Raw genomic sequence first — 14,176 nt, forward strand, 5'->3', positions numbered from 1 at the left:
ACGCCTTTTGCGGGCAGATGGCAATGCGCTCTTTGGGCGAGTCCCTCACGTTGTCATGAGCAGCCTAACTGTCTATACTCGGCAGCCGACTCCCAAGGGCTTTCCCTGGCCCGCTTCGATGGGTGTCGTGCTCTCTGAATGGTGGGTACCTGACCAGTACACTTACCAACAACTTTGCCCTGCTTGCTAGGGGCTCTTCAGTGTGAAAAAAGCCGTGAAAAGCCAACGACCTGTAAACCTAGACCTAAGGACCATCAAACTCCCCATTACCGGCGTAACGTCATTTCTTCACCGCGTCTCCGGCATCATTCTGTTCCTCGGCCTGGGCATCATGCTTTATGCATTGTCCAACTCGCTCGAGTCGGCAGATGGCTTCGGCGAAGTGAAGGCATACATGACCAGCCCGCTGGCCAAGTTCGTGGCGTGGGGCCTGCTGTCTGCCCTGCTGTATCACCTGGTTGCCGGCGTGCGCCACTTGATCATGGACATGGGCGTCGGTGAAACGCTGGAAGGCGGAAAGCTGGGCTCGAAAATCATCATCGCCATTTCCGTGGTGCTGATCGTGCTGGCAGGAGTTTGGATATGGTAACCAACGTCACGAACCTTTCGCGTTCGGGCCTCTATGACTGGATGGCGCAGCGTGTTTCTGCGGTCGTTCTCGCGGCTTATTTCATTTTCCTGATCGGATACCTCGTCGCGCACCCGGGCATCGATTATGTCCAGTGGCACGCGCTGTTCTCCCACAATGCGATGCGTATCTTCAGTCTGCTTGCCCTCGTGGCCCTCGGCGCTCACGCCTGGGTCGGCATGTGGACCATTGCCACCGACTATCTGACGCCGATGGCGCTGGGCAAATCGGCCACGGCGGTACGTTTCCTGTTCCAGGCGGTCTGCGGTATCGCGATGTTCGCGTACTTCGTCTGGGGTGTACAGATTCTCTGGGGTATCTGATCCATGGCTAGTGTTCCTACTATTTCCTTCGACGCCATCATCATCGGTGGCGGCGGCGCCGGCATGCGCGCAGCGCTGCAGCTGGCCCAGGGCGGTCATAAAACTGCCGTGATCACCAAGGTCTTCCCGACCCGTTCGCACACCGTGTCCGCCCAGGGCGGCATCACCTGCGCCATCGCCTCGGCCGACCCGAACGACGATTGGCGCTGGCACATGTACGACACCGTCAAGGGCTCCGACTACATCGGCGACCAGGACGCGATCGAGTACATGTGTCAGGAAGGCCCGGCCGCGGTGTTCGAGCTGGACCACATGGGACTGCCGTTCTCGCGTACCGAAACCGGCCGCATCTATCAGCGTCCGTTCGGCGGTCAGTCCAAGGACTTCGGCAAAGGCGGCCAAGCGGCCCGTACCTGCGCCGCGTCCGACCGTACCGGTCACGCGCTGCTGCACACGCTGTACCAGGGCAACCTGAAAGCCGGTACCACGTTCCTCAACGAGTACTACGCGGTCGATCTGGTGAAGAACCAGGACGGCGCATTCGTCGGCGTGATCGCCATCTGCATCGAAACCGGCGAAACCCTGTACATCAAGGCCAAGGCCACCGTACTGGCCACCGGCGGCGCAGGCCGTATCTACGCCTCGACCACCAACGCCCTGATCAACACCGGTGACGGCGTCGGCATGGCGCTGCGTGCAGGCGTACCGGTGCAGGACATCGAAATGTGGCAGTTCCACCCAACCGGCATCGCCGGCGCTGGTGTACTGGTCACCGAAGGTTGCCGCGGTGAGGGTGGTTACCTGATCAACGCCCATGGCGAACGCTTCATGGAGCGCTACGCGCCGAACGCGAAAGACCTGGCCGGCCGCGACGTGGTCGCCCGTTCCATGGTCAAGGAAATCATCGCCGGCAACGGCGTGGGCCCGAACAAGGACCACGTACTGCTCAAGCTCGACCACCTCGGCGAGGAAGTGCTGCACAGCCGCCTGCCAGGTATCTGCGAGCTGTCCAAGACCTTCGCCCACGTCGATCCTGTGGTCGCGCCGGTCCCGGTCGTTCCAACCTGCCACTACATGATGGGCGGCGTGGCCACCAACATTCATGGCCAGGCCATCACCATGGACGCCGAGGGTGTCGATCACATCATTCCGGGTCTGTTCGCCGTGGGTGAAGTGGCGTGCGTCTCGGTCCACGGTGCCAACCGCCTGGGTGGCAACTCGCTGCTCGACCTGGTGGTGTTCGGTCGTGCCGCCGGTCTGCACTTGGAGAAGGCGTTGAGCGAAGGTATCGAATACCGCGACGCCAGCGACACCGACGTCGACGTTGCGCTGAACCGCCTGGCCAAGCTCAACGAGCGGACCACCGGTGAAGACGTGGCTACCCTCAAACGCGAACTGCAAAGCTGCATGCAGAACTACTTCGGCGTGTTCCGCACCGGCGAATACATGCAGAAGGGTATCGCCCAGCTGCAGGATCTGCGTGAACGAATCGCCAACGTCAAGATCAATGACAAGTCGCAAGCGTTCAACACCGCGCGTATCGAAGCGCTGGAGCTGCAAAACCTGCTGGAAGTTGCCGAAGCTACCGCCATTGCGGCCGAAGCTCGTAAAGAGTCCCGCGGCGCCCACGCCCGCGAAGACTTCGAGGACCGCGACGACGAGAACTGGCTGTGCCACACCCTGTACTACCCGGGTGAGAAGCGCGTAGCCAAGCGCGGCGTCAATTTCGCGCCGAAGACCGTACCGGCCTTCGAGCCTAAAGTCCGGACTTACTAAGAGGTGGCCGACATGTTGAAAGTTGAAGTGTATCGCTACAACCCGGATACCGATTCGGCGCCGAAGACTCAGGTGTTCGACGTCGACACCGGTGGTAAGGACTTGATGGTGCTGGACGTTCTGGCCCTCATCAAGGAACAGGATGAAGGATTCTCCTACCGCCGCTCCTGCCGTGAAGGGGTCTGTGGCTCTGATGGCATGAACATCAACGGCAAGAACGGCCTGGCCTGCATCACGCCGCTGTCGGCCGTGGTCAAGGGCAATAAGCTGGTGGTTCGCCCACTGCCTGGCCTGCCCGTGATCCGCGACCTGGTCGTGGACATGAGCATCTTCTACAAGCAGTACGAGAAGGTGAAGCCGTTCCTGCAGAACGACACCCCGGCACCTGCCATCGAGCGCCTGCAATCGCCGGAAGAGCGCGAGAAGCTCGACGGACTGTACGAGTGCATCCTGTGCGCCTGCTGCTCCACCTCGTGCCCATCGTTCTGGTGGAACCCTGACAAGTTCCTTGGCCCCGCCGCGCTGCTGCAAGCCTATCGCTTCCTGGCCGACAGCCGCGACACCAAGACCCAGGAGCGTCTGGCGTCTTTGGACGATCCGTTCAGCGTGTTCCGCTGCCGCGGGATCATGAACTGCGTGAACGTCTGCCCTAAAGGTTTGAACCCGACCAAGGCGATCGGCCACGTGCGCAACATGCTGCTGCACAGCGGCACTTGATCCGGCAATAGATGCAACCGCAAGACACCGACGTGCGGGCCGCAAGGCCCGCACCGAAGTGAAACTCGGGCAAGAGCTGACAAAGCTCGCGCTCTTACCTATGAAGATATGAGACCAGCAGGGGCTTCCGGGCTGGTACCCGGAAAATCTGCAGGATCTTCGGTAGCGTGGTTCGGCCGCGGTATTGGGCTTTTCCACGAACATCGAGGCGCTTGCCGATCAGTCCCCTAACCGAGGGTGACCAAGCATGCAAGAAAGCGTGATGCAGCGCATGTGGGATAGCGCCCACCTTTCAGGTGGTAACGCTGCATATGTGGAAGAGCTCTACGAACTCTACCTGCACGACCCTAACGCTGTGCCAGAAGAGTGGCGCACCTACTTCCAGAAGTTGCCCGCCGACGGCAGCACCGCTACCGACGTATCGCACTCGACGATCCGCGACCATTTCGTGCTACTGGCAAAGAACCAGCGCCGCGCCCAACCGGTTTCCGCCGGGAGCGTGAGCAGTGAACACGAGAAGAAGCAGGTTGAAGTACTGCGACTGATCCAGGCCTATCGCATGCGCGGTCATCAGGCTGCCAAGCTCGACCCCTTGGGGTTGTGGCAGCGTCCCGTGCCCGTAGACCTGTCGATCAATCACTACGGCTTGACCAGTGCCGACCTCGATACGACCTTCCGTGCCGGCGACCTGTTCATCGGCAAAGAGGAGGCGAGCCTACGCGAAATCCAGGAGGCCTTGGAGAAGACATATTGTCGCACCATCGGCGCCGAGTTCACCCACATCGTCGATTCCGAGCAGCGCAGCTGGTTCCAGCAGCGTCTGGAAAGCGTACGTGGGCGTCCTGATTTCTCCGCCGACGTGCAGGCCCATCTGCTCGAACGCGTCACCGCCGGTGAAGGCCTGGAGAAATACCTGGGCACCAAGTACCCAGGCACCAAGCGCTTCGGCCTGGAAGGCGGCGAGAGCCTGATCCCGATGCTGGACGAAATGATCCAGCGCTCCGGCTCCTACGGCACCAAGGAAGTGGTCATCGGCATGGCCCACCGCGGCCGTCTCAACGTGCTGGTCAACACCTTCGGCAAGAGCCCGCGCGAGCTGTTCGACGAGTTCGAAGGCAAGAAGATGAACGAGCTGGGCTCGGGTGACGTGAAATACCACCAGGGCTTCTCCTCGAACGTGATGACCAGCGGCGGCGAAGTCCACCTGGCCATGGCGTTCAACCCGTCCCACCTGGAAATCGTTTCGCCCGTGGTCGAAGGTTCGGTGCGCGCCCGTCAGGACCGCCGCAACGACAAGACCGGCGACAAGGTATTGCCGATCTCCATCCACGGCGACGCGGCCTTCGCCGGTCAGGGCGTGGTGCTGGAAACCTTCCAGATGTCGCAGACCCGCGGTTTCAAGACCGGCGGCACCGTGCACATCGTCATCAACAACCAGGTCGGTTTCACCATCAGCAACCCGCTGGACTCGCGTTCCACCGAGTACTGCACCGACGTCGCCAAGATGATCCAGGCGCCGATCCTGCACGTGAACGGCGACGACCCGGAAGCGGTGCTGTTCGTCACCCAGCTGGCCATCGACTACCGCATGCAGTTCAAGCGGGACGTGGTCGTCGACCTGGTCTGCTACCGCCGTCGCGGCCACAACGAGGCCGACGAACCGAGCGGCACCCAGCCGCTGATGTACCAGCAGATCACCAAGCAGCGCACCACCCGTGAGCTGTATGCCGAGAAACTGATCCAGGCCGGCCGCATCGATGCCGAGCGGGCCCAGGCCAAGATCGACGAGTACCGCAACGCGCTGGACAACGGCCTGCACGTGGTCAAGAGCCTGGTCAAGGAGCCGAACCGCGAGCTGTTCGTCGACTGGCGTCCGTACCTGGGCCATGCCTGGACCGCGCGCCACGACACCCGCTTCGACCTCAAGACCTTGCAGGACCTGTCGGCCAAGCTGCTCGAGCTGCCGGAAGGCTTCGTCGTACAACGCCAGGTGTCGAAGATCTACGAAGACCGCCAGAAGATGCAGGTTGGCGGCTTGTCGATCAACTGGGGCTACGCCGAAACCATGGCCTACGCCACCTTGATCTTCGAAGGCCACCCGATCCGCATCACCGGTCAGGACGTGGGCCGCGGTACCTTCTCGCACCGCCATGCGGCGCTGCACAACCAGAAGGACGCCAGCACCTACCTGCCGTTGCAGAACCTCTATCCGGGCCAGCCGAAGTTCGACCTCTACGACTCGCTGCTGTCGGAAGAAGCGGTCTTGGCGTTCGAATACGGTTACTCGACCACCCAGCCCAACGCGTTGGTGATCTGGGAAGCGCAGTTCGGCGACTTCGCCAACGGTGCGCAAGTGGTGATCGACCAGTTCATCACCAGCGGCGAGCACAAGTGGGGCCGTCTGTGCGGTCTTACCATGCTGCTGCCACATGGCTATGAAGGGCAGGGGCCGGAGCACTCCTCCGCGCGTCTGGAGCGCTACCTGCAGCTGTGCGCCGAGCACAACATCCAGGTTTGCGTACCGACCACGCCAGCGCAGATCTACCACCTGCTGCGTCGTCAGGTCATCCGCCCTCTGCGCAAGCCGCTGGTGGTGCTGACGCCCAAGTCGCTGCTGCGCCACAAGCTGGCCATCTCGACCCTGGAAGATCTGGCCGAAGGCTCGTTCCAGACCGTGATCCCGGAAATCGACACGCTGGAGCCGTCCAAAGTCGAGCGCATCGTGCTGTGCAGCGGCAAGGTCTACTACGACCTGCTGGAAAAACGCCGTGCCGAAGGCCGTGAAGACATCGCCATCGTGCGTCTGGAGCAGCTGTACCCGTTCCCAGAAGACGATCTGGTCGAGATTCTGGCGCCGTACACCAACCTCAAGGCCGCCGTTTGGTGTCAGGAAGAACCGATGAACCAGGGCGCCTGGTATAGCAGCCAGCATCACATGCGTCGCATTCTGGGTCGCCACAACCAGGCACTGACCCTCGAATACGCCGGCCGTGATGCCTCTGCCGCGCCTGCCTGTGGTTACGCTTCCATTCACGCCGAACAGCAAGAGAAGTTGCTGAACGCCGCGTTCACCGTCTAACGCTTCGTGCACTGAAACCGAATTTAAGGAAACACTGCTAATGGCTATCGAGATCAAAGCCCCAACCTTCCCGGAATCGGTCGCCGACGGCACCGTCGCCACCTGGCACAAGCAGCCGGGCGACGCCGTCAAGCGTGACGAGCTGATCGTCGACATCGAGACCGACAAGGTGGTCCTGGAAGTGCTGGCCACCGCCGACGGCGTGCTGGGCGACATCGTCAAGGGCGAGGGCGACACCGTCCTGTCCGACGAAGTGCTGGGTTCGATCGTGGAAGGCGGTGCTGCAGCGCCTGCCCCTGCTACTGCCGCTGCACCAGCTGCCGCACCAGCCGCCGCTGGCAGCGATGCCGGTGAAGACGACCCGGTCGCCGCACCTGCCGCGCGCAAGCTGGCCGAAGAGAACGGCATCGACCTGGCTACCGTTTCCGGTACCGGTAAAGGCGGCCGCGTGACCAAGGAAGACATGGTCGCTGCCATCGCCAACAAGAAGTCCGCGCCGGCCGCAGCGCCCGCTGCCAAGCCTGCCGCCGCCGCTGCTCCGGTCGTCGCTGCCGCCGGTGACCGCACCGAGAAGCGCGTGCCGATGACCCGTCTGCGCGCCAAGATCGCCGAGCGTCTGGTCGAAGCACAATCGAACATGGCCATGCTGACCACCTTCAACGAAGTGGACATGACCGAAGTCATGGCCCTGCGCTCGAAGTACAAGGACCTGTTCGAGAAGACTCACAACGGCGTGCGCCTGGGCTTCATGTCGTTCTTCGTCAAGGCTGCCACCGAGGCGCTCAAGCGCTTCCCGGCCGTCAACGCCTCGATCGACGGCAACGACATCGTCTACCACGGCTTCGCCGACGTCGGTGTGGCCGTGTCCAGCGACCGTGGCCTGGTGGTGCCGGTATTGCGCAACGCCGAATCCATGAGCCTGGCCGAAATCGAAAACGGCATCGCCACCTATGGCAAGAAGGCCCGTGACGGCAAGCTGTCGATCGAGGAGATGACCGGCGGCACCTTCACCATCACCAACGGTGGTACCTTCGGTTCGATGATGTCGACGCCGATCGTCAACCCACCACAAGCCGCGATCCTCGGCATGCACAACATCATCCAGCGTCCCATGGCGGTCAATGGCCAAGTGGCCATCCGCCCGATGATGTACCTGGCGCTGTCTTACGACCACCGTCTGATCGATGGCAAGGAAGCCGTGACCTTCCTCGTCACCATCAAGAACCTGCTCGAAGATCCGTCTCGCCTGCTGCTGGACATCTAATCCCCGAGCTGCCCGCCGCACACTACAAGCTTCATGTAGAAGCCTGTAGTCTTGCGGCCTGTGGCTGGTAGCTAGAAGCTGATTAAGGAATCTTTTATGACCCAGAAATTCGACGTTGTTGTGATTGGTGCAGGTCCTGGCGGCTACGTTGCCGCCATCAAGGCCGCCCAACTCGGTCTGAAGACTGCCTGCATCGAAAAATACACCGATGGCGAGGGCAAACTGGCCCTGGGCGGTACTTGCCTGAACGTCGGTTGCATTCCGTCCAAGGCGCTGCTCGACAGCTCCTGGAAGTACAAGGAAGCCAAAGAGAGCTTCAACGTGCACGGCATCTCCACGGGCGAAGTGAAGATGGACGTGCCAGCGATGGTCGGTCGCAAGGCCAACATCGTCAAGAACCTCACCGGCGGCGTCGCGACCCTGTTCAAGGCCAATGGCGTGACCTCGATCCAAGGCCACGGCAAGCTGCTGGCCGGCAAGAAAGTCGAAGTCACCAAGCCTGACGGCAGCACCGAGATCGTCGAAGCCGACAACGTGATCCTGGCATCCGGCTCGCGCCCGATCGACATCCCGCCCGCGCCGGTCGACCAGAAGGTCATCGTCGACTCCACCGGCGCTCTGGAATTCCAGAGCGTGCCCAAGCGTCTGGGCGTGATCGGTGCCGGCGTCATCGGCCTGGAGCTGGGTTCGGTCTGGTCGCGCCTCGGCGCCCAGGTCACCGTGCTCGAAGCGCTGGACACCTTCCTGATGGCGGCGGACACCGCAGTCTCCAAGGAAGCCCAGAAAATCCTGACCAAGCAGGGTCTGGACATCAAGATGGGTGCGCGCGTCACTGGCTCCAGCGTCAATGGCGATGAAGTCGAAGTCACCTACACCGACGCCAACGGCGAGCAGAAGATCGTCTTCGACCGCCTGATCGTTGCCGTAGGCCGCCGTCCGGTCACCACCGAGCTGCTGGCCTCCGATTCCGGTGTGAACATCGACGAGCGCGGCTACATCTACGTCGACGACCAGTGCGCCACCAGCGTGCCGGGCGTGTACGCCATCGGTGACGTGGTGCGCGGCCTGATGCTGGCGCACAAGGCCTCGGAAGAGGGCATCATGGTCGTCGAGCGCATCAAGGGCCACAAAGCCCAGATGAACTACGACCTGATCCCGTCCGTGATCTACACCCACCCGGAAATCGCATGGGTGGGCAAGACCGAGCAGACCCTCAAGGCCGAAGGCGTCGAAGTCAACGTCGGTACCTTCCCGTTCGCAGCCAGCGGCCGTGCGATGGCGGCCAACGACACCGGCGGTTTCGTCAAGGTCATCGCCGATGCCAAGACCGACCGCGTCCTGGGCGTGCACGTGATCGGCCCATCGGCCGCCGAGCTGGTACAGCAGGGCGCGATCGCCATGGAATTCGGCACCAGCGCCGAAGACCTGGGCATGATGGTCTTCAGCCATCCGACCCTGTCCGAAGCCTTGCACGAAGCTGCACTGGCCGTGAATGGCGGTGCCATCCACGTCGCCAACCGTAAGAAGCGTTAACTATAAGAAACCACGGCGGGCTGCCCGTCGTGAGTCTTGCGTGCACGACTCACCGCGGAACGTTCGCCGGACCAGGCTCGCGGGACAACCCGAGGGCTGAGGGTCACAGGTGGCGCGGCACCGGAAACGGCGCAGCGCCGAAGCGCAGTACCTAACGAAGACGGTAAAAAGCATGAATCTTCACGAGTATCAGGGCAAACAGCTGTTCGCTGAGTATGGCCTGCCAGTATCCAAGGGTTTCGCAGTCGATACCCCTGAAGCTGCAGCAGAAGCCTGCGACAAGATCGGTGGTTCGGAGTGGGTCGTCAAAGCCCAGGTCCACGCCGGTGGTCGCGGTAAAGCGGGCGGCGTCAAGCTGGTTCGCAGCAAGGAAGACGCCAAGGCGTTCGCCGCACAATGGTTGGGCAAGAACCTGGTGACCTACCAGACCGACGCCAACGGCCAACCCGTTTCCAAGATTCTGGTCGAATCCTGCACCGACATCGCCAAAGAGCTGTACCTGGGCGCTGTGGTGGACCGTTCGAGCCGTCGTATCGTGTTCATGGCCTCCACCGAAGGTGGCGTGGACATCGAGAAAGTCGCGCACGAAACCCCCGAGAAGATCATCAAGGCGACCATCGATCCGCTGGTCGGCGCACAGCCGTTCCAGGGCCGTGAGCTGGCTTTCCAGCTGGGTCTGGAAGGCAAGCAAGTCACCCAGTTCGCGAAAATCTTCGTCGGCCTGGCCAAGCTGTTCCAGGACCACGACCTGGCCCTGCTGGAAGTCAACCCGCTGGTCATCAAGGCCGACGGCGACCTGCACTGCCTCGATGCCAAGCTGAACATCGACGCCAACGCCATGTACCGTCAGCCCAAGCTGAAGACCTTCCACGACCCGTCGCAAGACGACGCCCGTGAAGCCCACGCCGCCAAGTTCGAACTGAACTACGTCGCGCTGGAAGGCAACATCGGCTGCATGGTCAACGGTGCCGGCTTGGCCATGGGTACCATGGACATCGTCAACCTGCACGGCGGCAAGCCAGCCAACTTCCTCGACGTAGGTGGCGGCGCAACCAAAGAGCGCGTGACCGAAGCCTTCAAGATCATTCTGTCCGACAGCAACGTCGCGGCCGTTCTGGTCAACATCTTCGGCGGCATCGTCCGTTGCGACATGATTGCCGAAGGCATCATCGGCGCAGTGAAGGAAGTCGGCGTGAAAGTACCGGTTGTCGTCCGTCTGGAAGGCAACAACGCTGAACTCGGCGCTAAAGTACTGGCAGAAAGCGGTTTGAACATCATTGCTGCAACCAGCCTGACCGACGCTGCTCAACAAGTTGTCAAAGCTGCGGAGGGCAAGTAATGAGCGTCCTGATCAATAAAGACACCAAAGTCATCTGCCAGGGCTTCACCGGCTCGCAGGGTACCTTCCACTCCGAGCAAGCCATCGCCTACGGCACCAAGATGGTTGGCGGCGTGACCCCAGGCAAAGGCGGCACCACCCACCTGGGCCTGCCGGTGTTCAACACCGTCAAGGAAGCCGTCGAGACCACCGGCGCCGACGCTTCGGTGATCTACGTTCCGGCTCCGTTCTGCAAGGACTCGATCCTGGAAGCGGCCTTCGCCGGCATCAAGCTGATCGTCTGCATCACCGAAGGCATCCCGACCCTCGACATGCTGGACGCCAAGGTCAAGTGCGACGAGCTGGGCGTGACCCTGATCGGCCCTAACTGCCCAGGCGTCATCACGCCAGGCGAGTGCAAGATCGGCATCATGCCCGGTCACATCCACTTGCCAGGCAAGGTCGGTATCGTGTCGCGTTCCGGCACCCTGACCTACGAAGCGGTCAAGCAGACCACCGACGCCGGCTTCGGCCAGTCGACCTGCGTGGGCATCGGCGGCGACCCGATCCCAGGTTCGAACTTCATCGACATCCTCAAGCTGTTCCAGGAAGACCCGCAGACCGAAGCGATCGTCATGATCGGCGAGATCGGCGGTTCGGCTGAAGAAGAGGCGGCTGCCTACATCAAGGCCAACGTCACCAAACCAGTCGTTTCCTACATCGCCGGCGTTACCGCGCCTGCGGGCAAGCGCATGGGCCATGCTGGCGCCATCATCTCCGGCGGCAAAGGCACTGCGGACGAGAAGTTCGCCGCCCTGCAAGACGCCGGTGTGAAAACCGTGCGTTCGCTGGCCGACATCGGCAAGGCCTTGGCCGAGCTGACCGGTTGGGAAGTGAAGCGCTAATACGCTGACGCCCCCGCGCGGCACAGAAACCACCTTCGGGTGGTTTTTGTGTTTCCAGGGACCATACAGCCAGCCGATCGAAAGCATAGGAATTTTCGTACAGACGTTGCGCCATTCGGCGAGTAACTTTCCTACACGTCTGGTCGTTTAGACGACAAGAACAGTCGCCTATCGGACAGGGTGGCGGGGCGCCGTGTGTTTTTCCGGCAAATTGGTTAACCTACGCGCCATTTTGTGCCCGATCCCCAAAAGGGACCGACACGCTAAACGGGTCTGGCTCATCACGCCGGGCAGCATTTCCCTCATCCCTAGGGCAATCCCTTCTCGACTCCCGATTTCAGCAGTGTGGTACTTCCCTAAATGAAAGTGTTAAAAGGCCAGGACATCCTGGCGCTTGGCTTCATGACGTTCGCTTTGTTCGTAGGCGCCGGCAACATCATCTTCCCGCCCATCGTCGGCCTGCAGGCAGGCCCCAACGTATGGATGGCCGCCTTGGGCTTTCTGGTCACGGCCGTGGGCCTGCCCGTCATCACCGTGGTCGCGCTGGCCAAGGTCGGTGGCGGCATGGACGCGCTGAGCAGTCCAATCGGCAAGTTCTTCGGCGGCCTGCTGGCGGCGGTGTGCTACCTGTCGGTAGGCCCACTGTTCGCCACCCCGCGCACCGCCACCGTTTCGTTCGAGGTGGGTGTGGCGCCGCTGACGGGTGAAAGCCCGCTGGCGTTGTTCATCTACAGCCTGGTGTATTTCCTGATCGTGCTGGCCGTGTCGATGTATCCCGGCAAGCTGCTCGATACCGTGGGCCGCTTCCTGGCGCCGCTGAAAATCATCGCCCTGGCCGCGCTCGGCATCGCCGCCTTCGCGTTGCCGGCAGGCGATATCGGTGAGGCGCAACAGGCCTACGTGGCTTCGCCGTTCTCCCAGGGCTTCATCAGCGGTTATCTGACCATGGATACCCTGGGTGCGCTGGTGTTCGGCATCGTCATCGTCAATGCCATCCGCTCGCGTGGCGTCGAATCGCCCAAGCTGATCACCCGCTACGCCATCATCGCCGGCTTGATCGCCGGCGTGGGTCTGGCGCTGGTGTACGTCAGTCTGTTCCGCCTGGGTGCCGGCAGCCATGACATCGCCATGGGGGCCAGCAACGGCGCCGCAGTACTGCACGCTTACGTGCAGCACACCTTCGGCTCGCTGGGCAGCGGCTTCCTGGCGGTGCTGATCGCCTTGGCCTGCCTGGTCACGGCCGTCGGCCTGACGTGCGCATGCGCCGAGTACTTCAGCCAGATCCTGCCGGTGTCCTACCGTGCGCTGGTGGTGATCCTGGCCGGCTTTTCGCTGCTGGTATCGAACCTGGGCCTGACCAAGCTGATCATGTTCTCCATTCCCGTGCTGACGGCGATCTACCCGCCTTGCATCGTGATGGTGGCCTTGAGCTTCGTCAAAGGCCTGTTCAATTCGCCAGCGCGCGTGCTCGGCCCGGTGATGCTGGTGTCGCTGGTGTTTGGCATCATCGACGCCATCAAAGGCAGCAGTCTGGCGCATTACCTGCCGGACTTCGCCGCCAACCTGCCGCTGAGCGAGCAGGGCCTGGCCTGGCTGGTGCCGTCGCTGGCCGCACTGGTGGTGTGCTTCGCCGTGGATCGCATGCTCGGCCAGTCGCAGGAGGCCTTGGCCTGACGCCTCTTGGCAGACCGGGGTTCGTGACCGGGTGCTGAATCAAAAGAAACCCCACAGTACGCTGTGGGGTTTTTTTTATCTGCGCACAAAGGCGTGCCTTTTTGCCGCAGCGAACGTCGAACAGCGGTCCAAACCTGTGCATCGTTCATCGTTCGAGGCCGCCCATGACGTTCATCGAAAACAATCTCAGCCACCTGCTGGCCGTCTGCTGGTTCGCCCTGGCCTGGGGCGGTTACACCCGTTATGCCCTCTGGAAAGCGCGGGACACCGCGTGCCTGGCCAGCGTGCTGCACCTGTACCGGGAAGACTGGATGCGGCGCATGCTGCTGCGTGACAACCGCATCGCCGATGCCAGCGTGATCGGCAACCTGGAGCGCAATGCCTCGTTCTTCGCCTCCAGCACCCTGATCATCCTCGCCGGCATCCTAACCGTGCTCGGCGCCACGGACCGAGCCCTGTCGTTGCTGGCCGATCTGCCCTTGGTGCAGCCGGCCTCCCAAGGCACCTCGGAGCTCAAGCTGCTGTGCCTGGCCATGGTCTTCGTCTACGCCTTCTTCACCTTCAGCTGGTGCATGCGCCAATACAACTTCGCAGCGGTAGTCGTCGGTTCGGCGCCGATGATCGGCGAGCGCCAGGTTAGCGAGCAGCAGCGCAACGCTTTTGCGGCAAGGGCCGCGCGCGTGTTGTCGTTGGCGGCCAATCAGTTCAACTTGGGATTACGCGCCTACTACTTCGGAATGGCCCTGTTGACTTGGTTCATCAGCCCCTGGATGTTCATGCTGACCACCGTCGGTGTCGTGCTGATTCTCTATCGGCGCGAATTCCATTCGGATGTACTCGAAGTGATGGTGTTCACAGCCACCGAAAGTGCGCCAAATGAAGCGGCCAAAGACGCCGGGCCCGGTCAGTCGCAAACGCAATCGGTTTAATCGACGCATAAAAAAACCCGGCATCGCCGG

The 14,176-nt window shown here is 61.9% G+C and carries 11 protein-coding genes; all 11 read left to right on the plus strand.

Annotation, left to right across the window (positions count from 1 at the left end; translation table 11 throughout):
• Window positions 1-202 precede the first annotated feature (202 nt).
• The 11 genes from sdhC to ACSMEV_RS11770 all read left to right on the plus strand — a co-directional run bounded on the left by sdhC (window position 203) and on the right by ACSMEV_RS11770 (window position 14,146).
• Window positions 203-589: a succinate dehydrogenase, cytochrome b556 subunit gene (sdhC, locus tag ACSMEV_RS11720; protein WP_313741241.1), complete on the plus strand. Its 387-nt coding sequence runs from the start codon at window positions 203-205 to the stop codon at window positions 587-589.
• On the plus strand, window positions 583-951 hold the full coding sequence (gene sdhD / locus ACSMEV_RS11725; RefSeq protein ID WP_459205308.1) for a succinate dehydrogenase, hydrophobic membrane anchor protein: 369 nt from the start codon (window positions 583-585) through the stop codon (window positions 949-951). Before sdhC ends, sdhD begins: the two co-directional genes overlap by 7 nt.
• 3 nt (window positions 952-954) lie before the next feature.
• Window positions 955-2,727 (plus strand): succinate dehydrogenase flavoprotein subunit, encoded by a 1,773-nt coding sequence (gene sdhA / locus ACSMEV_RS11730; protein WP_296263812.1) that lies wholly within the window; start codon window positions 955-957, stop codon window positions 2,725-2,727.
• A 12-nt stretch (window positions 2,728-2,739) separates the two neighbouring features.
• Entirely contained in the window at window positions 2,740-3,444 is a 705-nt protein-coding gene (locus ACSMEV_RS11735) for a succinate dehydrogenase iron-sulfur subunit (RefSeq protein ID WP_296263814.1), read from the plus strand.
• Window positions 3,445-3,691: 247 nt separating this feature from the next.
• Window positions 3,692-6,523, plus strand: coding sequence for a 2-oxoglutarate dehydrogenase E1 component (locus ACSMEV_RS11740; protein WP_459205309.1), 2,832 nt, complete (start codon window positions 3,692-3,694; stop codon window positions 6,521-6,523).
• Window positions 6,524-6,563: 40 nt separating this feature from the next.
• Window positions 6,564-7,787, plus strand: a complete 1,224-nt coding sequence (gene odhB, locus ACSMEV_RS11745; protein WP_459205310.1) for a 2-oxoglutarate dehydrogenase complex dihydrolipoyllysine-residue succinyltransferase — start codon at window positions 6,564-6,566, stop codon at window positions 7,785-7,787.
• 96 nt (window positions 7,788-7,883) lie between these two features.
• Window positions 7,884-9,320 carry a dihydrolipoyl dehydrogenase gene (lpdA, locus tag ACSMEV_RS11750; protein ID WP_296263820.1) on the plus strand — a complete coding sequence of 479 codons (1,437 nt, stop codon included), beginning with the start codon at window positions 7,884-7,886 and terminating at the stop codon, window positions 9,318-9,320.
• Window positions 9,321-9,492: 172 nt separating this feature from the next.
• Window positions 9,493-10,659 carry an ADP-forming succinate--CoA ligase subunit beta gene (gene sucC, locus ACSMEV_RS11755; protein WP_296263821.1) on the plus strand — a complete coding sequence of 389 codons (1,167 nt, stop codon included), beginning with the start codon at window positions 9,493-9,495 and terminating at the stop codon, window positions 10,657-10,659.
• Window positions 10,659-11,543: a succinate--CoA ligase subunit alpha gene (sucD, locus tag ACSMEV_RS11760; RefSeq protein WP_296263823.1), complete on the plus strand. Its 885-nt coding sequence runs from the start codon at window positions 10,659-10,661 to the stop codon at window positions 11,541-11,543. Before sucC ends, sucD begins: the two co-directional genes overlap by 1 nt.
• Before the next feature lie 360 nt (window positions 11,544-11,903).
• Window positions 11,904-13,217: a branched-chain amino acid transport system II carrier protein gene (gene brnQ, locus ACSMEV_RS11765; protein WP_459205311.1), complete on the plus strand. Its 1,314-nt coding sequence runs from the start codon at window positions 11,904-11,906 to the stop codon at window positions 13,215-13,217.
• 164 nt (window positions 13,218-13,381) lie between these two features.
• Entirely contained in the window at window positions 13,382-14,146 is a 765-nt protein-coding gene (locus ACSMEV_RS11770; protein ID WP_459205312.1) for a DUF599 domain-containing protein, read from the plus strand.
• The last annotated feature ends 30 nt before the right edge of the window (window positions 14,147-14,176 follow it).

Source organism: Pseudomonas sp. MLB6B, from assembly GCF_054508135.1.

Bases quoted from the DNA above. Each gene is read 5' to 3' on its own strand.
- sdhD (WP_459205308.1), top strand. From the start codon at position 583: ATGGTAACCAACGTCACGAACCTTTCGCGTTCGGGCCTCTATGACTGG.
- sucC (WP_296263821.1), top strand. From the start codon at position 9,493: ATGAATCTTCACGAGTATCAGGGCAAACAGCTGTTCGCTGAGTATGGC.
- brnQ (WP_459205311.1), top strand. From the start codon at position 11,904: ATGAAAGTGTTAAAAGGCCAGGACATCCTGGCGCTTGGCTTCATGACG.
- odhB (WP_459205310.1), top strand. From the start codon at position 6,564: ATGGCTATCGAGATCAAAGCCCCAACCTTCCCGGAATCGGTCGCCGAC.
- ACSMEV_RS11735 (WP_296263814.1), top strand. From the start codon at position 2,740: ATGTTGAAAGTTGAAGTGTATCGCTACAACCCGGATACCGATTCGGCG.
- ACSMEV_RS11770 (WP_459205312.1), top strand. From the start codon at position 13,382: ATGACGTTCATCGAAAACAATCTCAGCCACCTGCTGGCCGTCTGCTGG.
- ACSMEV_RS11740 (WP_459205309.1), top strand. From the start codon at position 3,692: ATGCAAGAAAGCGTGATGCAGCGCATGTGGGATAGCGCCCACCTTTCA.
- sdhA (WP_296263812.1), top strand. From the start codon at position 955: ATGGCTAGTGTTCCTACTATTTCCTTCGACGCCATCATCATCGGTGGC.
- sucD (WP_296263823.1), top strand. From the start codon at position 10,659: ATGAGCGTCCTGATCAATAAAGACACCAAAGTCATCTGCCAGGGCTTC.
- lpdA (WP_296263820.1), top strand. From the start codon at position 7,884: ATGACCCAGAAATTCGACGTTGTTGTGATTGGTGCAGGTCCTGGCGGC.